Origin of the sequence: Marinomonas algarum, from assembly GCF_020532605.1 — a bacterium.
Classification (GTDB): Bacteria; Pseudomonadota; Gammaproteobacteria; order Pseudomonadales; family Marinomonadaceae; genus Marinomonas; species Marinomonas algarum.
On the sequence record NZ_JAJATW010000006.1, the window covers coordinates 96,309 to 115,370 of the forward strand.

Consider the following 19,062-nt stretch of genomic DNA (forward strand, 5'->3'; position numbering starts at 1 on the left):
TGGGGCGATCAGTTAGCGACAATATTAACCAAACGACCTGGTACAACGATAACCTTGCGCACCGTTTTGCCTTCAATGTGCTTTTGCACACCAGGATGCGCTAACGCTTCCGCTTCGATGGTTTTGTTGTCAGCACTGGCAGACACGGTTAATTCCGCACGTTTTTTGCCAAGGACTTGAACCACAATCGTTAGCTCGTCTTTTACCAAGGCGGCTTCATCCAATGTAGGCCAAGCGGTATCAACCACGTTGTCAGTATGACCCAGTTCCATCCATAATTGATGAGCAATATGCGGCACGATAGGCGATAACAACAGGGTAGCCGCTTCCAATGCTTCACGCTCAACCGCTAAGCCAAGCGCTGACGTGTCTTCAAATTTACTGATTTCATTACACAATTCCATCACAGCAGCAATGGCCGTGTTGAAGGTTTGACGACGTTCGATGTCGTCTGTGACTTTCTGAATGGTTTCATGAGTCTTACGACGCAAAGACTTTTGCGCGCCGTTCAGCGCATTAACATTCAGTTCACCCACGGTACCGGCATTTGTGTGGCGGTAAGACAAAGCCCACAAACGACGTAGGAAGCGAGAAGCGCCGTCTACCCCTGCATCATTCCACTCAAGAGATTGCTCTGGTGGTGCCGTAAACATGATGAACAGGCGAACCGTATCCGCACCGTATTTCTCAATCATTTCTTGAGGGTCAACGGTGTTGCCCTTAGATTTTGACATTTTGGTGCCGTCTTTGTTGACCATGCCTTGTGTTAATAGGCGTTTAAAGGGTTCATCCGATTTGACTAGACCCGCATCGCGAAGCAACTTATGGAAGAAGCGCGAGTACAACAAGTGCAAGATAGCGTGTTCTACACCACCAACATATTGATCGACGGGAAGCCAATAGTTAGCCTCTTCGTTCAACATAGCGTTGTTTGAATCGGGGCAGCAATAACGAGCGAAATACCAAGACGATTCCATAAAGGTATCGAAGGTATCGGTTTCACGCTCGGCTTCTTCACCGTTAAAAAGGATCGAAGAAAAATCTGGATTGTTCTTAATCGGTGAGTTGACACCATCCATTACTACATCAGTAGGGAGTTGAACCGGTAGCTGATCTTCTGGAACAGGAACCACGGAGCCATCTTTTAAGTTAATCGTTGGGATCGGTGTGCCCCAGTAGCGTTGACGACTCACACCCCAATCGCGCAGACGGTAATTAACTTTTACTTCGCCTAGGCCACGTTCTGTCATCCAGCTTGAAATAGCATCGAAGGCTTCTTTAAACGCCAAGCCATCAAATTCCCCTGAGTTACACAGGGTGCCTTTTTCAGTAAAGGCTTCTTTTTCAAGATCAAAAGCGTTTTCGCCAGCAGGTTGAACAACCTGTTTGATGTCTAAACCGTATTTTTTCGCAAATTCAAAGTCGCGTTGATCGTGAGCTGGAACCGACATGACCGCCCCAGAGCCGTATTCCATCAAGACAAAGTTAGCTGCGTAGACAGGTACGACATCGCCAGTGATTGGGTGAACCGCTTTAAAGCCGGTGTCCATGCCTTTTTTCTCAACCGTCGCCATATCGGCTTCTGTGGTCGACATAAGCTTGCTTTCTTCGATGAACGCGGCAAGGTCTGCGTTGCCTTGAGCGGCTTCAAGAGACAGTGGGTGTTGAGTGGCCACCGCAACATAGGTCACACCCATGATGGTGTCTGGGCGTGTGGTGTACACGGACAAGCGGTCTACTTTGCCTTGCACTTCAAAGCTAAATTCAAGTCCTTCAGAGCGACCAATCCAGTTACGTTGCATGGCTTTGACTTTTTCTGGCCAACCGTCCAGTTGATCTAAATCGTTTAACAATTCTTCTGCGTAGTCTGTGATACGAATAAACCATTGAGAGATTTCTTTGCGTTCCACAATAGCGCCAGAGCGCCAGCCACGACCGTCGATAACCTGTTCGTTAGCCAATACCGTTTGGTCGATAGGGTCCCAATTAACGGCAGCGGTTTTCTTGTAGGCCAAGCCTTTTTCAATCAATTGAGTGAAGAACCACTGTTCCCATTTGTAGTATTCAGGCGTACAGGTGGCAATTTCACGATCCCAATCATAACCAAAGCCCAGTTCTTTTAACTGACCTTTCATGTAGGCAACGTTTTCCATGGTCCACTTAGCCGGTGCGGTTTTGTGTTTAATGGCGGCGTTTTCTGCCGGTAAACCAAAAGCATCCCAGCCCATTGGTTGAAGTACGTTTTTACCTTGCATGCGCTGGTAACGAGAAATGACATCGCCGATTGTGTAGTTACGGACGTGTCCCATGTGCAGGCGGCCACTTGGGTAAGGGAACATAGAAAGGCAGTAGAATTTCTCTTTATTGGAATCAGCGACGGCTTTGAATACCTTATTTTCGTCCCAAAAAGACTGTGCCGCTTGTTCGATTTGCTGCGGATTGTATTGCTCTTGCATGATGTATTGTTATCCCGTGATCGACGTAAGGTTGGTAGACCTGTATTCTTTTTTAACAAAAGAAAGCCATTATAGCGACATAGCGCAATAGAAGAGTGTAATGGCCTGCAGAGTCTGAATTTTTGCGTTATTTTATAGAGATGAAGCCCTAATTAGAAGGTGCATTGCAGAGGAGTTATGAAAACTATGAAAAAAGATCCTGTAAACCCATCAAGTGATTCCAGTTTGGTCGAAGAAGCACGCAAAACATTGGTGGGGGCAAAAGATTGGTTATTAGAAGATGCGTCTTTAATGGCTGCCTATTGGCACGACAAAATGGGCTATACCGAGGCATGGGTTGATGCAAATTGGCATCTTGTTTTGGATGAAGGTCATGAATTAGCGGAAGAGTTAGATGAAAAAGAAGATGCGGCCTTACTCTGGTTAATCAATCACGCTAACAACAATCCGGTGCCACTGGAGCAATGTCACGTGGCAGGCACCGACGTTGAAGCGGGAACGTACGTTTGCATGGCTTGTGGCCATGAGAATAAGCTAGAGAGCAAGCAGCCTCTTGCTCCCTGTGAAATCTGTCATTACGGGTTAATGTCTAGTCATTAAGCCTTTTTCGTCCGATCAAGTGGCTGAAGTAGCCAATCATGAAGCAGAGACCCAGCAGTAATAACGCTGGCCCATTGCCCCACTGCACATAAGGTGTGATGCCGGTAAAGGTTTTGGTCTCTGCGGTGAGGGTGGTTTTTTCAAACTGTGGCGCTTGATGGACGATTTCCCCTCTCTCATTAATGAAAGCAGTGATACCGGTATTGGTCGAGCGAATGACGTAGCGTCCGGCTTCCTTGGCGCGAAACTGCGCGATTTGTAAATGCTGCCAAGGGCCGATAGACGTACCAAACCAACCATCATTACTGATGGTGATAAGGAAGTCACTGTCTCGAACCATGGCCCTGACTTGTCCGGCGTACACAATTTCGTAGCAAATAAACGGCGCGGCGCCCCATTCTCCTATCTGCAATACGGGCTGATTGCTGTCTCCGGAGCGGAAGTTTGACATGGGCATACCAAACACATCCAAAATAGGGCCTATGTACTGCGCTAATGGAAGGTATTCACCAAAAGGCACCAGTCGTTGTTTGTAATACAAGCCGAAACCCTCTCCTGTCGCCCAAATCGCATTGTAATAATCACGACGATTATCACTGACATCGGGAATGCCGGTGACCAAGGTGGTGTTGGTATTGGCCAATTCTTGGCGAAAAGACGTGAGATGGGGACGAATCTGAGAATAGCTGTAAGTGATAGCGGTTTCTGGCCAGACAATAAGGTCACTATCAAGGTGTTCCATGGTCGCTTGCTGGTAGTCGCCAAGAGATTGTCGCGCCATTTCAGGCAACCACTTCTGGTCTTGTTTGACATTGCCTTGTACCAAGGTGGTTTTCAGTGTGCCGGTTTCTTTTACCCAGGCAATAGGTACGTAATGCAAATAGGCGGCACTGCCCCAGAGGAAAACAACAGGGATTAAGAGCGCGCGCGATTGGTGATGGTTTAGGCATAAGCCCGCTGCGACACTGGATGTGAGTACAACCACTGCGCTGGTCAGTGACACGCCTCCGATGGGTAACAGCTCAAATAACCAGGTATGTTCAATAGCATAACCGGGCAATAACCAAGGGAAGCCGGTAAAAAACGTACTCCGTGCCCACTCGCCGGTGAGCAGTGCAAGGGTGACCCAAAGGCTCGGTGGTAGCTGTGAAAAACGCCGTATCAGTCGCCATGCCCCCCAAGCACTGATCACCCAAAAAGTACACAAAACACCGATAAAAGCGAGTGTGATCAGCCCCGCAATCAGACTGCCCACTTGACCGTATTCAGCGATACTGACATAAACCCATGAAATACCGGCGCCAAAAAAGCCCAAGGCTACGCTTAGGCCGCGCCATGCAACCGATTTACCGCTTGGGCTCGACATGATCAAGAGCCCAAACACGAACAAACTGATAAAATAGCCCGGCCAAAAATCAAACGGAGCGAAACTGGTGACACCCAAAGCACCGGCGATCAGACCGATTAGGTTTAATAACAGGGGCGAGGCAGAAGAGAGAATGTTTTCTAGACGGGATACTCGTCCCGCCTTGGTATTGATTGCGTCGGGACGAGTAGCGTTCATATTACTCAGCTGTTTGTGACGTCGGTTTGGTCACATGGATGGTTTTGATACGACGTCCGTCAGATTTGACAATTCGGAAGTGAAAGTGACTGAACGTCAGTTCTTCGTCACGTGCTGGCACATGACCAAACTGCTGAACCAAGACACCGCCGATGGTGTCAAATTCTTCTTCGTTCAGGTCTGCTTTAAAAAACTCATTGAAATCTTCTACCGAACACAAGGCGGGCACCGAATAAACACCGGGCTCTGTCGTAACTTGAATGGTTTCATCGTCTAGTTTGTCGGTTTCATCTTCGATTTCGCCAACAATTTGTTCCAGTACATCTTCAATGGTGACCAAGCCTGAAACACTGCCGTATTCGTCTAGGACTAACGCCATATGGTAGCGCTTGGTGCGAAAGTCGTTTAACAGTACGTTAAGACGCTTACTCTCAGGAATAAAGTTAGCAGGGCGCAGGCAAGTCATGATGTCTTCAAGGGTGACTTGTCCTTCTTTAAACAAGAAAGGCAGTAGGTCTTTTGCCAATAAAACACCAAGGATTTCATCTGAATCTTCTCCCACCACAGGAAAACGCGAGTGGGAAGAGTCAATAATTTTTCGAAGTGATGTCTTTGGGTCATCTTCTGATTTAATGATCACCATTTGAGAAGGGGGGATCATAATGTCTCGTGCTTGAACCTCAGAGACCTCTAACGCGCCCTCGACAATAGTAAAGGCGTCGCGGTCAATAATATCGGATTTAACGGCGGCTTCTAACAATTTAACGATATCACCACGACTGCGTGGCTCATCGTTGAAGGCTTGCGTTAAACGCTCAAACCAAGATTTATGTTGATCGTTGGATAAACTCGATCGGTCGTCACTCATTAGGGTGTTAACTCACTCTTCAATCAAATAGGGGTCTAAAATGGACAGGGAAGCCAGTAGCTCCGTTTCTAATGCTTCCATTTCATCAGCTTCATCATCAGTTATATGGTCATAGCCGCACAAATGCAAGATGCCATGAATGGTCATATGAGCCCAATGATGGGATAAGGGTTTATTTTGCTCTTTGGCTTCTCGTGAGACGACTTGATGACAGATAACCAAGTCGCCGAGCAAAGGAAGTTCCAGCCCGGGTGGAGCTTCGAAAGGGAAAGACAAAACGTTGGTTGATTTGTCTTTACCACGATACTCATGATTGAGTGCGTGGCTTTCTTCTTCGTCAACAATGCGAATAGTGACTTCAAATTCTTCTTCTGAATGCTGGAGGGCCGTCTCAGCCCACCGCCTGAAATCCTCTTCGCTAGGAAGGCTGCTTGTGTCTTCTGTTGCGATTTGTAAGTCCAACTCTAAATGCGCCATCAGTTATTGCCTGCTGATGACTCGGACTGTGCCGCTAAACGCGCTTCAGTGCGAGCTTTCTTTTCGGCTTCAGCTTCAACATCAAAACGGTCATAGGCTTCAACAATGCGTTGTACAAGTGGGTGACGTACTACGTCAGAGGAAGCAAATGTGGTAATACTGATGCCGTTTACGCCTTTTAATACATACATGGCGTGCGCCAAACCGGAGGAGGTGCCACGAGGTAAGTCGACCTGAGTGGTGTCACCGGTGATCACGGCGGTTGAGCCAAAACCAATACGGGTTAGGAACATCTTCATTTGTTCACGGGTCGTATTCTGACTCTCGTCTAAGATAATGAAAGCATTGTTTAGAGTACGGCCACGCATAAAGGCAAGAGGAGCGATCTCGATCACATTTTTCTCGATCAGCTTGTCCACCAGTTCAAAGCCAAGCATTTCATATAAGGCGTCATACAAGGGGCGCAAGTAAGGATCGATTTTTTGTGATAAATCCCCAGGCAGAAAGCCAAGTTTTTCACCGGCTTCAACAGCAGGACGAACCAACATAATACGCTCAACACGATCCGCTTCGAGTGCTTCTACTGCACAGGCGACCGCCAAGTAGGTTTTACCTGTACCCGCTGGGCCAATACCGAAGTTAATATCATGCTTACGGATTTGTTTAACATAACTTTGTTGATTCGCGCCTTTGGGCTTAATAAAAGCTTTACGCGTCTTGATAACGACTTGATCGCCTTTTTCTCGCTTGTTACTGGTCAAAGACTCAATGGCAGATTCTTGTAGATAAAGATGAATCGTTTCAGGTGAGATGGTTGCATTGGCCAAGGCTTCTCGATAAAGATTTTCGAGTAACACTTTAGTGGCGGCAACGTAATCAGAGTGCTCACCAGAAATATCAAACAGGTTATCACGGTATTTAATAGACACATCAAGCCGTTTTTCAATGAGCTTGAGGTTTTCGTCCAGTTGACCGCACATGCCTGCCAAAGCATTGACTTCGGCCGGTTCTAAACGTATTTGTTGAGTTGTCTGTGTAGTTTCCAAGAGTTACCTTATATTAAAGTGCAAAGTCAGAATCGAGCTCAGAGCCAACCAATTCCCCCAGTAAGGAATTCGGGTAAGCATCCGTGATGACCACGTCGGCAAATTTACCAATAAGTTGTGGGTCAAATGCACGGAAGTTAACGATCCGGTTATTTTCGGTACGACCTTGAAGTTGCCCTGGATCACGCGGAGAGTAGCCGCTGATTAAAATACGCTGTACGTCACCCACCATAGACAAACTAATATCGTAGGCTTGCTGACTGATGCGACGTTGCAAGATCGACAGGCGCTCTTTTTTCACGTCATCTGACGTTTCGTCTTCTAAGCTTGACGCAGGCGTACCAGGACGTTGACTGTAAACAAAACTAAAGGAGTGATCAAAGCCAATTTCCTGAATCAAGTTCATGGTGTCAATGAAATCATCGTCCGTCTCCCCAGGGAAGCCAATAATGAAATCAGAAGATAAACTGATGCCGGGACGCGCTTCTTTAATACGATTGATTTTGTCAATGTAGTACTGACGATCATGGCCACGTTTCATCGCGCTTAGAATATTATCGGCACCACTTTGTACCGGTAGGTGCAAGTGACTCACCAGTTTTGGCTCTGTGCGGAATGCTTCAATCAGGCTGTCTGTGAACTCAACCGGATGAGACGTGGTAAAGCGAATGCGTTCAACACCGTCAATCTGTGCAACGGCATGAATAACATCGGCTAGGTCATTTTCTTCACCGTCGTCTGACTCGTCTCGGTAGGCATTGACGTTTTGGCCCAGCAGGTGAATCTCACGAACACCTTGCTCTGCTAACTGCGCGACTTCCACCAAAATATTCTCAAAAGGCCGACTGACTTCTTCGCCACGCGTATAGGGCACAACACAGAAAGTACAGTATTTACTGCAGCCTTCCATAATAGAAACAAACGCTTCTGCGCCTTCTACACGAGGGGCTGGTAAATGATCAAATTTTTCAATTTCAGGGAAGGTAACATCCGTAATGGGGATGCTTTTGCCTGCAGAATTCACCATATCGGGCAGTTTATGCAGGGTTTGTGGACCGAAAATCATGTCCACGTGTTTCGCACGCTTACGAATGGCGTCGCCTTCTTGGCTTGCCACACAACCGCCGACACCGATTACGAGGTCAGGATTCTTCTGTTTCAGTTTTTTCCAGCGGCCAAGCTGGTGATAAACCTTGTCTTGCGCTTTCTCACGAATAGAACAGGTATTCAACAAAAGCACATCGGCTTCGTCAGCGTTATCTGTTAATTCCATTTCATGGCTTTCGCCAAGGAGATCTGCCATACGAGAAGAATCGTATTCGTTCATTTGACAGCCGTGAGTTTGAATAAAAAGTTTTTTTGCCATGTAACGTATAAACCTAAAAAAATGTTCGTCTGATCGACTTTGTCGCTATTATATTGGGCTTTGCTTGCGAATCCCAGAGGAGTTCTTAATTCCCTTCATTTTATCAGAAAATACTGAGGGTTTTTGTGACTGGAGCTTTTATTTGATACCCGTCACAATAGCAGGCTAACTTATTGTTGATGTGGTGGTATTGTGCGTTTTTTATCTGGTGTGTTTGTGTTTTCAATGGCGATGTGCAGTCACCTTTACGCTGACGATTTGCCGTCGCAAGAAAGGCACCCTAATTTTGTGTTTGGCTTAGGTTATGGTTTGTTAGACGAACAGTCTCTGTTAAACATTGATTTTAAAATTAATATTCCCTTAAATCATTATGCATCGACTCAGCTTCTTCTTAATAGTAATTATTTGATTACGGGCAACACAGGCACCAGTGTGGCTCAGTCTGAATTCTCTTCAAATTGGTTTTTAGAGAACGATTATGGTCGTGTTGGGCTGGGTGCGGGTGTCAGTGAAGTCGAGCCATTGAACGACGAACTGGAATCGGAACGCGATGTGATTGTGCAGTTCATTGGCGAGGCGTTTTTAGGCGATGTGTCTTTTACAACGAATTACATTTCGACCGAAAAGACCTTGAGTAACATCACCAGTTCACGAGTGGGGGTCAGTTATTATTTTAACGACGATGTACGCACATCATTGTATCGAGAAAAATATAACGATAACGATGAGGGTTGGCGGTTAGAAACCTACTTTCAGCCTAAAAAATACACTCGACAAGGCAGTATTGGCGTTATCGCACGTACCAGTGATGATTATAACTACTTAGGGGTGGTCGCTCAGTATTACTTTGATCACGCTATCTCCCTGAAGCAAAGAGAGCGTGAGTTTCATTAGACTGGGTAGCATGATTAGGTGTATATCCGTGGATTATCTGTATGGGAAGACAGTATGCGAAATAATTTAACCCCCGTTGACTCAAACCCAGTGGCCAATTCTGCTCCACACTTATTGCCCCTAGTGTATCACGATCACTACAGTATCCCTTTTCCTGCGGGCCACCGCTTTCCTATGAGAAAATTTGGTCTGTTGGCAAAAACGTTGTCCGAACTTGGGATATTGACGCCAGAGAACACCTATTCACCTTCGCCACTTTCATTGACCACTCTGATGGCAGCTCATGATAAAGAATACGTGCGACGTTTCATTCGTGGTCAGCTGACTCAACAAGAAGAAAAAAATATTGGCTTGCCTTGGTCTGAATGGTTGGTTGAGCGAACGTTACGTGCAGTATCGGGTACCATTTTGACCAGTGACTTGGCATTGACTCATGGCTTGGCCTGTCATCTGGCGGGTGGTACCCATCATGCAGGGCCCGGTTATGGCGCGGGGTTTTGTATTTTCAATGATTTAGCCGTTGCGGCGTTGGCGCTGGTGAATTCCGGAAAAGCGAAGAAAGTCCTTATTTTGGATTGCGATGTGCACCAAGGAGATGGAACGGTGGCTTTTTTCCAAGATCGAAAAGACATTATTCCTATTTCTTGGCATTGTGAAGAGAATTATCCAGCTATTAAACAGGCAGGTGGGATAAATATCGCCATTCCAAAAGGGGCAGCGGACGACGAATATTTGGCTATTATACACGATACCTTGCCGTCTTTATTAGCCGAGCATCAAGCGGATTTTATTTTTTACGATGCGGGTGTGGATGTCCATCGTGATGATCGGCTTGGTTATGTGAATTTGACCGATGCGGGCGTGTTGGCTCGGGATAAGTATGTCATCGAAACATGTCTTGCGCTCGGGTTGCCAACAGCGTGTGTGATTGGTGGTGGTTACGATAGACAAGAAGAAAACGTGGCGTGGCGACACAGCTTGCTTCATCAAGCTGCGCATCAGGTTTGGTCAAACGTCGTTGGTGGTCAGAATAGGGGGCCTAAAACGGGCAAGGCGCCACAAAAGCCACCCAAGCTTTTGTAAAAGGGTGTTGAAATTCCAGTCGGTAAGCATGCAATAACAAACGAGGCTCATCCGTAAATTGACTGTCATAAAACTCATCGCCGACAATGCCATGCCCTAAACTCTGCATATGAACGCGCAATTGATGGGAGCGTCCAGTAAAAGGGACGAGTCGCACGCGGGTATGGTTGCCTTCATAAGCAATGGGCTCCCATAATGTTACAGAGTCTTTGCTCCACTCATCAGTGCAGACGATTTGTCTCGGCCGGTTTGGCCAGTCACAACGCAAAGGTTTACGAACTTCTCCGCGGGCTCCTAACAGCCGACCACGAACCAAAGCGCGATACTCCTTTGTTACCTGCCGATCTCGGAAATTGGCGTACATGCGTTTCTGGCATTCATGGGTTTTCGCCACCAAGATCAAACCCGATGTCGCTTCGTCTAAGCGGTGAATCACAAAGGCCTCACCAAATTGGCATTCGGCACGATGTAAAATCGAATCTAACTTATCTGCCCCCCTACCGGGGACAGATAAGCAGTTAGCGGGCTTGTTGATGACGGCAAACCAATCATCTTCGTAAAGGATCTCTAGACTGAGCATGGTTAAGGCTTAGTGGTTAAGATAATACGAATGGCATCGAGACGAATTTGATGCTCATCGATACGAGTTAAACCCTCCTGCATGTTGGTTTCGAGTAACTCAATGTCTTCGTCACGAATGGTGTTATTAAAGGCTTTTAGCTCAACTAAACGTTCAATTTCGTTTTGACAACGGTGTTGATACGCGGTTTTCGCGGCATGAACAATGGGACGAGCCTGATCTTGCGCGTTAAGCTGGTGGGATTGCAATACCTCAATAAGGTTTTTACGTAATGCTGCAACCCATTGCTCGGCGACACGGTTAGGCACGCCTTTGAGTTTTTCCGCCCACTTATCTGCCGTAAACTGCTGGTGGAGAAATTTGCCATTTGAGTCAGACAATTGCCACATGGGGGTCATAGGCAGGGATTGGGCAAGCTTTAAGCGTGGATGCGCGGTGGCCTCAATGACAAACATACTTTCAACCAGAACCGTCCCTTCAGGAAGGGCACCAATCGGTAAAATAGCCGAGGTTAGTTTGCCGGAGTCAAACCCTTGTACTTCGTCCATGAGCATGGTGATCAGCGGGTGTTCCCATGTGGCAAAGGCCACATTTTCACGCTGGCTAGCCTGGCGACGGTCTAACATCAACATTTTGCCATCTTCATCGATGCCAGGCAGTGCTTCGAGCATCATGTCAGTCGAAGGTCGCAAAAACCAAGCGGCTTGATCAGGGTCATCGTTGATGCAGTCGGCGTAAATATTGAACGCATGGGTCACTTGTTCAATGTAATGGTGCAGCCCTTTCGTCGCTTGATTGTTAATTTGATCGATGAGCGCACGGGCCTGTTCGGGTCGGCATGAACTCATTTCTAATAAGCGGTTACGACCTTCTTCCATCTGTTTTAACAGGGCTTCATGGTAAGCGAATGCTTCCGCCAATAAGTCTGTGTCGTCATCTTGTCCGGTTAAATACGCATGCAGGCTGTCGCCAAAGGCTTCTTCGACTTTATCGCCTGACCCAGTGGTACGACAAAACGCATTTAAAGCATGGTGGTACCAGTGAAACAGACGTTCTTGCACGCTCTGCTTGATATAAGGCACATGAATTTGTACATCGTTTAATTGCCCTAAGCGATCGAGTCGACCAATACGCTGTTCAAGTAAATCAGGGTGTTCAGGCAAGTCATACATGACAATATGATGGCTAAACTGGAAGTTTCGACCTTCACTGCCAATCTCAGAACACACCAAGATTTGTGCGCCATCTTCATCCGCAAAGTAGGCGGCTGCACGATCCCGATGGATCAGTGGCATTTGTTCATGGAAATCGGCGCTTTGGAAGCCGGCAAATGTCAATTGGTCGTTAAGCCATTGAGCCATGTCGGCAGTGTGACAAATGACTAAGACTTTATCCGCTTGGCACTCAAGGAACTCTTTTAACCAGCTCCAACGAGGGTCTTTTTCCCATAAACCATCGGCGACCTCTGTTTCAGGTTGCACATGGCGATTAGCGGATTCAAAAAACTCGTTATTTTCAAGTGGGTAAGTATGAACAAAGCGCTCTGGGAAGCCGCCAACAGCTGCACGAGTGTTACGGAACATCTCGCGGCCAGTGCCATGGCGATCGATTAGCCAGCTAATGGCCTCTTTTGCCGCGTCAGACACGGCGTCGCCTTGTTGTGTTGTTAGGGTTTGGAACCATTCTTTTGCATTGACTTCGCTTAAATACTCGCTGAATAGATTTTGCCAGTCTAACGCATTCGCCGGATGGTTTTCTTGAGTGAAAGGCAACAGGGCTTCCGCCAGCTCAGCGGCTTGTTTAAAGGTGTTTTGTTGCACCTGATAGTGTTCAAAGTCGTGGTAATGGTCGGCATCAATCAGTTGTAAGCGAGAAAAGTGCTCGCGTTCGCCTGTTTGTTCGGGGGTGGCGCTGAGTAGCAGCAAAGACTCCGTTTGCGCGGCCAAACGTGCAACCACTTGGTAGCTGATGCTGGGCGTGTCTGGGTGCCAGGCAAGGTGGTGAGCCTCGTCGACAATGATCATGTCCCACTCGGCCTCAAGCATATGTTGTGTGGCGTTAGGGTGCTGGCTTGCCCAATCAATAGGAGCGATAACAAAGGGTTGTTGCTCAAACGGGTTGTCGTCACCTTCCATGTAATCCGCGTAGACCGCATCATTGATAAGTGCAAAAGGCTGGTGGAAGCGACGTAGCATTTCGACCAGCCATTGGTGTTGTAGATTGGTTGGCGTCAAGATAAGCGCACGTTTACACAGGCCGTTGAGTAGGCGTTGGTGCAAAATCAGCCCAGCTTCGAGGGTTTTCCCCATTCCTACTTCGTCGCACAAAAGAGCCCGTGCCTTTGGGCGATTGGCAATATCGTGTGCTAGGTAAATTTGGTGTGGTAGAAGTTCGGCCTTTAAACCCATAAGCCCGCGTACTTCTGACGCTGCGTTTTCTGCTTGGTGTTCAAGAGTGTGGCGACGTAGATCAAACCACATACGACGTGCAGGCGACAACGCCAGCAGTGAATCCAGTTCGTTTTTGTCATTACGCGGAAATTGGATAAGCGACTCTTCTAACCAATCATCGTCTTCGCTAATGCGGTATTCGATTAAGTCATTAACGTCTTCGACTTCCAATACCGTGAAGGTTTCGTCTTGGTAATGCAACTGATCGCCGACGGTGAGAGTGCGTCGGACAAGACTGGTCTGGTCATTTGAGTATTGACGGTCAGATTCTGCGTCAGGGAAGTGCAGGGTGAAAGACTTATTTTGTTTGTCTACTATCATGCCGACGCCGAGATCAGGCTCGTTGCGGCTACTCCATCTTTGTCCAGTTTGATACATAGTTATGCGTTGTCCGGTTCGATTAAAGTTAAGCTGCCTTGGCATAAATCGACTAAGGCGATTTTTTGCTCAGGCCAAGTGCGTTCGATGACAGCAAGGTCAAGAATAATGCTGTCACTGAACGTTTTATTGGTGATTTCTATGTCGCTCTGTTCTAGCCAATATTCTACCTTACCTAATAAAGGGTAGGTTATTTTTAGCTGAACGGGGCAACGTGGGTAAATATTTTCGTATTCAGTATGGGATAGGGCTTCTTGTACCGCCTGACTGTACGCTCTTACAAGGCCGCCAGCCCCCAGTTTAATACCCCCAAAAAAGCGCGTGACGACAACGGTGGTTTCGCCAAAATCAGAATGTTGCAACACATTGAGCATGGGTTTACCTGCCGTCCCCTTAGGTTCACCGTCGTCACTTTGGTCCCACAAATGGGCGTTATTGGGCACGCCTGCAACAAACGCCCAACAGTTATGATTGGCATCTGGGTAACGCTGACGCATTTCTTCAATAAACGCCTTTGCCGCATCACGACCTTTTGTGCGACAAACATGCGTGATGAATTGACTGTTCTTAATTTCAAGATCAAAGCGTTGTGTGTGTGTTGGGCTTAGGTAGTAATCCATGTAAACTCATGCGCCTAATTTAACAATGATTGTTTACGTTTAAACATAGCAGGTTGTCACTATGACTGATTGGCTCTCGCAGTCCATTTGGGCGTTATCGGGCTTTTTTGTTGGAGCCGTCTTGGCCTCCGGTATTGCTGTTGCCATTGTACAGGCTATGCGTCGGCAGTGGCACCATGCAGAAGCAAAAAGCCAGCAACAAAATGAGGCGTTGCAGCGTCTTTTGCAACAATCGAAAGATCACATACATTATTTGGAAAAAGAATCCCTCACGTTGGAGCAGCAGTTTGCTGCGTCACAAAGTGTCTGGCAAGAAAAAGAAGCCTTTTATCGTGAGCAAAAGAAGCAGAATGAAACAGAGTTTAAACAGCTGGCCCATGACATTATGAGTCATCAAGGACAACAATTGGCCAAAGAGAATGAGCGTCAATTGGGCTCCTTGCTCACGCCGTTGGGGTCTCAGATTCAAAAGTTTCAAGAAAGTGTGGAAAAAAGTTACCAAGAAGAGGCGCGCGAGCGGTTTTCTTTGGTGAAAGAAATTAAAGGACTGCAGCAACTCAACCAAAAGATCAGTGACGACGCCGTGAGTTTGACTCATGCCCTAAAAGGACAAAACAAGCTGCAAGGCGGTTGGGGGGAAGTGATTCTAGAGCGTATTTTAGAGCGTTCGGGTTTGGAGAAAGGGCGCGAATATCAAACACAGGCTTCCTATCAGACCGAAGAAGGGCGTCGTTTGCAACCGGATGTGGTGATACATTTACCTGAGGGTAAGCAAATTATTGTTGATTCTAAAATGGTCTTGATCAGCTATCTTGCTTACATGGAAGCAGAAACAGACGAGGATCGAAACCGTGCGTTGAAACAACACCTAGATGCGGTGCGTCGACACATGAAAGAGCTGAGTGCGAAGTCCTATCATGATCTACCTGGGGTTACATCGCTAGATTTTGTGCTCTTATTTATTCCTATTGAAGCGGCTTTTGGCCTGGCGTTGCAAGGGGATAACGGTCTGTTCAGTGAAGCGTTTGAGCATAATATTATCATTGTGGGCCCTTCAAACCTGTTAGCGACGTTGCGCACCATTCAAAATATTTGGCGTAACGAAAAGCAGAGTCAAAATGCCATTGAGATTGCTCGTCAGGCGGGTGCTATGTACGATAAGTTTTCAGGCTTTGTCCAAGATATGGACGACATCGGCACAAAACTAGAGGCAGTCACCCGTACGCACGATGGGGCATTGAAAAAACTTACATCAGGACGGGGTAATCTTGTATCAAGAGCAGAGAAGCTGAAAATAATGGGCGCAAAAACCAGTAAAGTATTGCCTGCAGCGTATCTTGATGACAAAACTGCAGACGATTAAAGCGATGCTTTGCCTTGGGGGATCGTTAATCGATTCTACTCAGTCGGCAAATAGCCAGAGCACACTGGCTTTACTGATATAGGCGGTATTCTGTAAATCAAACAAAATGCCTGCGGTTAATTTATTGAGATTTGCACCGTCAGGCACTGCTTTACTGTTGGCGACCACTTCGATTTCTAATCGGTTATTCAAGTAGTGCAATCGCGTATTAGGTATGTCGACATACTTGGTGTGTTGACGCAGTAGAAAGCCTAAATCGGCCATGACTTGATAGCGTGCAGGTAACTGAAGGTGAGGTGGTCTGCCCGATGAGTGGATAAAACTTTCAGTTTGTACGGTATCATCGGTATCCACGTGGACCATAACATCTTCCACCTGCGGATGGGCTTTTTTAATGGTGTAGGCAACCAGGTCACCCAAGTAATGACCTTCGCTCACACTGGCATGACTTGGCACGTGGATGTGCATATCCAGGTAGACTTTCCCAGCCATTGAGCGTGCACGCACATCATGGGGCGCCATAACGTGTTTTAGGCTGTTGGCGGTCTCTTTAATTTGTTCAATTAGCTTTGGATCTGGGGCGGTGTCAACAAGCTCGGCCAAATTTTCCCACACCATGCTAATGGCCATTTTACCAATCAACAGCGCCACCACAACCGAAGCAACCGTGTCTGCCCAGCCGTAGCCAAAGTACACACCCACAAGGCCCACCAGTACCGCAATAGAAGACAGTGCATCGCTGCGACTGTGCCAGGCATTGGCGACCAGCATCTTGCTATTGATTTGATCGCCTGCGCGTTTGGTGTAGTGAAAGATCGCTTCTTTTACGCCAATCGTAACCAATAAAGCGGCGGTACCGTACCAAGTAAATTGTACAGCGGACGTGGTCGCGGTTAAGGAGTCGTAGGCAATGCCAATGGCCACTATCATAAGCACCATGCCAAGAAAAACCGTCGTTAGGGTTTCAAAGCGCAAGTGACCGTAAGGGTGGTTTTCATCTGGGCCTTTTCGGGAGTTGGCCGATGCAAAATACACAAAAACATCCGTGACTAGATCGGATAAAGAATGAATCCCATCTGCAATTAAGGCTTGGGATTGCGAAAAATACCCGGCGACTATTTTTGCCAGCCCAAGGACGCCATCCCAAAATGCACCTACTAGGGTCACTCTTACGGCGATGTCTTGCTCTTGTTGTTGCTTTGTCATGGGGAGAAACCTGTCTGTGGAAATTATTTACAAGAGAATACGAGTAAACAAATAGTACGGCTCATTTTTAAATAATGGAATCTGCCTGCGTTCGTTTATTCGTGCAAGTTTTGTGTGTTTTCGTAAGAAGTGCTTGTTGTCTGGCTTAGCCAATGTTCTCCCCAAGCTTATCCACGATATCTGTGGAAAAGCCTAGAAAAGTGAGTCTGTGTTAGAGGTTATTGAATTTCAAACCACAGGCAGTAAGATTGAAAAAACTCACGCAGTGTTAATGACATTAGAGAGAAGTTTGCGTCCATATCTGACAGACCGCCACCTTGAGAATCGTTAAAGGCCGTTTCTTTTAGGGCGTCGTCTATTTTTATTTTGCGCAGTGTTAAGTCGTCATGCAAAACAAAGCTCAGCTTGTCTGTCCAGCGTAGGGCAAGGTTCTTAACCGCCATGCCTTGTTCAAGATGGCGAGTGACGTCTTCAGAAAGCGGTTCAAGTGCTTTGAAGCGAATCGTCGCCTTGTCTTCTGAGGCGTCTTGAATTTCACATTCGGCGCCTGTTTCTAAGCTCGCTGGCACCGCATTTTTCATTAACCATTCTGTCATCACGGATGATGGAGCAACCTGCGCTTGTAATGGCGTCATTGGGAAGCTTCCCAATGTGGTTTGCAAATGCTTAAACAATTGCTCGGTCATGCTTGCGTTGGTGCTATTAAGAACCAGTATTTTTGCTTTTAGATCAATATACGCCCAGATGTCTGTACGTTTTGAAAAGGCCTTTGGGCGCAGCGTGAAAACCAATTCGTCTTTCATATCGGCTTTTTCTTTACGACCCACCTTACGGCCTTCAACCAATTCAATTTCTGCGACCTTGGCTTCTAACTCCTCACGCACCACGGCGGAGGGGAGGACTTTTTCTTCTTTGCCGGCACGAAATAACAAGCACTGATCGCTGGCCAGTGTCCATTGTTCGCTGTTGCGAATAAGAGGCAACCAGCCAAATGAAAATTCTTCTTGTGAGCCACATTCTTTTAACGGAAAACTTGGAATCTTATCAATGAGCTCATTTGTATCAAGTGATTCGGTGTCTTTTAATTGGAAAATTTGTGCGTTTTTGAACCACATAGTTACTCTCTTACCGCTTCTTTAAAGTGTGTTCGACAAACAGATAAATATCTGTCATTGCCGCCTATTTCTACTTGTGCGCCTTCTTTGACCGGCACACCCTGTTCATTAAGTCGAATGACCATGGTGGCTTTGCTACCACAATGGCAGACGGTTTTCAGTTCAATGAGTTTATCTGACCAAGCAAGCAGTGCTTGGCTTCCCTCAAACAGTTCACCTTGAAAGTCCGTGCGTATGCCAAACGCCAGCACAGGAATACCCAGTTTATCCACTACCTCAGACAGATCGTAAACTTGTTGTTTGGTGAGAAACTGCGCTTCGTCAATTAGGATACAACTGAGTTTTTGAGGCTGGTTGTCGCCCTTAACCAAGGTTAAAAGGTCGGTTTGTTTATCAAAGAGACTGGCCTCAGCCGAAATGCCAATGCGCGAAGCGATTTGCCCTGCCTCAAAACGGTCATCAATTGAGGCGGTTAATAATAAGACGCGCATGCCACGTTCTTGATAATTATGCGCCGATTGCAGAAGGACAGTGGACTTTCCTGCGTTCATTGCCGAATAATAAAAATACAGTTTGGCCATAAGACGTCTGTTTGGTCGCTTGCAAAATAAATGGGTCAGCTAGTATAGCAAACCGATATGAGGATTGAGTCTATTTTTTTGCTCGCGGTGCTTTGGTGCTACTGAGGCTTTTGTTGATTTGTTGGCTAATCCACTCCGCTCGTTTTAAGCCACTTTGCTCACACAGTAGATCGAGCTTTTCAACGAGCTCTTGTTCTATGATCAGTTCTAGGCGCTTCAGTCCTTGAGCTTTTTCTTTTTGACGCTGTGCTCTTTTGTTGATTTTTAGCTGGTCTTTTCGAGTCAGTGGTTGGGTGCGAGGTCGCCCTGGGGACTTGCCAAAAAGATCAATGGTATTACGGTCGGATGACGCTTTAGCCATGGTGTTATTCGTTTCATGTTAGGTTGAGAGGAGACGCCCAGTCCACTGAGACTG

Annotated in this window: 17 protein-coding genes; 4 read left to right on the forward strand and 13 right to left on the reverse strand. The window is 46.9% G+C overall.

Annotated features, from left to right (window positions below; genetic code table 11):
• Window positions 1–8 precede the first annotated feature (8 nt).
• On the reverse strand, window positions 9–2,456 hold the full coding sequence (gene leuS / locus LG368_RS05545; protein WP_226753743.1) for a leucine--tRNA ligase: 2,448 nt from the start codon (window positions 2,454–2,456) through the stop codon (window positions 9–11).
• A gap of 186 nt (window positions 2,457–2,642) precedes the next feature.
• Here leuS and LG368_RS05550 point away from each other — a divergent pair, with 186 nt between their 5' ends.
• On the forward strand, window positions 2,643–3,056 hold the full coding sequence (locus tag LG368_RS05550; RefSeq protein WP_226753744.1) for a hypothetical protein: 414 nt from the start codon (window positions 2,643–2,645) through the stop codon (window positions 3,054–3,056).
• Here LG368_RS05550 and lnt read toward each other — a convergent pair.
• The 5 genes from lnt to miaB are packed head-to-tail and all read right to left on the reverse strand — an operon-like array spanning window position 3,046 to window position 8,377.
• Window positions 3,046–4,620 (reverse strand): apolipoprotein N-acyltransferase, encoded by a 1,575-nt coding sequence (lnt, locus tag LG368_RS05555; RefSeq protein ID WP_226753745.1) that lies wholly within the window; start codon window positions 4,618–4,620, stop codon window positions 3,046–3,048. The two genes, LG368_RS05550 and lnt, sit on opposite strands and share 11 nt — an antisense overlap.
• Window position 4,621: 1 nt before the next feature.
• Window positions 4,622–5,488: an HlyC/CorC family transporter gene (locus tag LG368_RS05560; RefSeq protein WP_226753746.1), complete on the reverse strand. Its 867-nt coding sequence runs from the start codon at window positions 5,486–5,488 to the stop codon at window positions 4,622–4,624.
• A 12-nt stretch (window positions 5,489–5,500) separates the two neighbouring features.
• Window positions 5,501–5,965 carry an rRNA maturation RNase YbeY gene (gene ybeY / locus LG368_RS05565; protein ID WP_226753747.1) on the reverse strand — a complete coding sequence of 155 codons (465 nt, stop codon included), beginning with the start codon at window positions 5,963–5,965 and terminating at the stop codon, window positions 5,501–5,503.
• Window positions 5,965–7,011, reverse strand: a complete 1,047-nt coding sequence (locus tag LG368_RS05570; RefSeq protein WP_226753748.1) for a PhoH family protein — start codon at window positions 7,009–7,011, stop codon at window positions 5,965–5,967. Before LG368_RS05570 ends, ybeY begins: the two co-directional genes overlap by 1 nt.
• Window positions 7,012–7,024: 13 nt before the next feature.
• The gene (miaB, locus tag LG368_RS05575; protein ID WP_226753749.1) at window positions 7,025–8,377 is read right to left on the reverse strand and encodes a tRNA (N6-isopentenyl adenosine(37)-C2)-methylthiotransferase MiaB; all 1,353 of its coding nucleotides are present in this window, start codon (window positions 8,375–8,377) and stop codon (window positions 7,025–7,027) included.
• A 192-nt stretch (window positions 8,378–8,569) separates the two neighbouring features.
• Between miaB and LG368_RS05580 the strand changes: the two genes are divergently transcribed.
• Both LG368_RS05580 and LG368_RS05585 read left to right on the forward strand, forming a co-directional pair.
• Window positions 8,570–9,271, forward strand: coding sequence for a hypothetical protein (locus tag LG368_RS05580; protein WP_226753750.1), 702 nt, complete (start codon window positions 8,570–8,572; stop codon window positions 9,269–9,271).
• Between the two features lie 54 nt (window positions 9,272–9,325).
• A complete protein-coding gene (locus tag LG368_RS05585) occupies window positions 9,326–10,354 on the forward strand; it encodes a histone deacetylase family protein (protein ID WP_226753751.1) in 1,029 nt (342 codons plus the stop codon).
• Here the strand turns inward: LG368_RS05585 and LG368_RS05590 are convergent.
• The 3 genes from LG368_RS05590 to LG368_RS05600 are packed head-to-tail and all read right to left on the reverse strand — an operon-like array spanning window position 10,311 to window position 14,382.
• On the reverse strand, window positions 10,311–10,934 hold the full coding sequence (locus LG368_RS05590) for an RluA family pseudouridine synthase (RefSeq protein WP_226753752.1): 624 nt from the start codon (window positions 10,932–10,934) through the stop codon (window positions 10,311–10,313). The two genes, LG368_RS05585 and LG368_RS05590, sit on opposite strands and share 44 nt — an antisense overlap.
• Before the next feature lie 2 nt (window positions 10,935–10,936).
• Window positions 10,937–13,807: an RNA polymerase-associated protein RapA gene (rapA, locus tag LG368_RS05595; RefSeq protein WP_338086303.1), complete on the reverse strand. Its 2,871-nt coding sequence runs from the start codon at window positions 13,805–13,807 to the stop codon at window positions 10,937–10,939.
• Entirely contained in the window at window positions 13,765–14,382 is a 618-nt protein-coding gene (locus LG368_RS05600) for a YigZ family protein (RefSeq protein WP_226753754.1), read from the reverse strand. The genes rapA and LG368_RS05600 overlap by 43 nt, the downstream gene beginning before the upstream one ends.
• 61 nt (window positions 14,383–14,443) lie before the next feature.
• Here LG368_RS05600 and LG368_RS05605 point away from each other — a divergent pair, with 61 nt between their 5' ends.
• Window positions 14,444–15,745: a DNA recombination protein RmuC gene (locus LG368_RS05605; protein WP_226753755.1), complete on the forward strand. Its 1,302-nt coding sequence runs from the start codon at window positions 14,444–14,446 to the stop codon at window positions 15,743–15,745.
• Window positions 15,746–15,784: 39 nt separating this feature from the next.
• On the opposite strand, the gene LG368_RS05610 is transcribed toward LG368_RS05605, so the two are convergent.
• The 4 genes from LG368_RS05610 to ybfE all read right to left on the reverse strand — a co-directional run bounded on the left by LG368_RS05610 (window position 15,785) and on the right by ybfE (window position 19,008).
• Window positions 15,785–16,951 carry a cation diffusion facilitator family transporter gene (locus LG368_RS05610; protein ID WP_226753756.1) on the reverse strand — a complete coding sequence of 389 codons (1,167 nt, stop codon included), beginning with the start codon at window positions 16,949–16,951 and terminating at the stop codon, window positions 15,785–15,787.
• Between the two features lie 218 nt (window positions 16,952–17,169).
• A complete protein-coding gene (locus LG368_RS05615; RefSeq protein WP_226753757.1) occupies window positions 17,170–18,066 on the reverse strand; it encodes a recombination-associated protein RdgC in 897 nt (298 codons plus the stop codon).
• A 2-nt stretch (window positions 18,067–18,068) separates the two neighbouring features.
• Window positions 18,069–18,647: a thymidine kinase gene (locus LG368_RS05620; protein ID WP_226753758.1), complete on the reverse strand. Its 579-nt coding sequence runs from the start codon at window positions 18,645–18,647 to the stop codon at window positions 18,069–18,071.
• A 70-nt stretch (window positions 18,648–18,717) separates the two neighbouring features.
• Entirely contained in the window at window positions 18,718–19,008 is a 291-nt protein-coding gene (gene ybfE, locus LG368_RS05625; RefSeq protein WP_226753759.1) for a LexA regulated protein, read from the reverse strand.
• Window positions 19,009–19,062 lie beyond the last annotated feature (54 nt).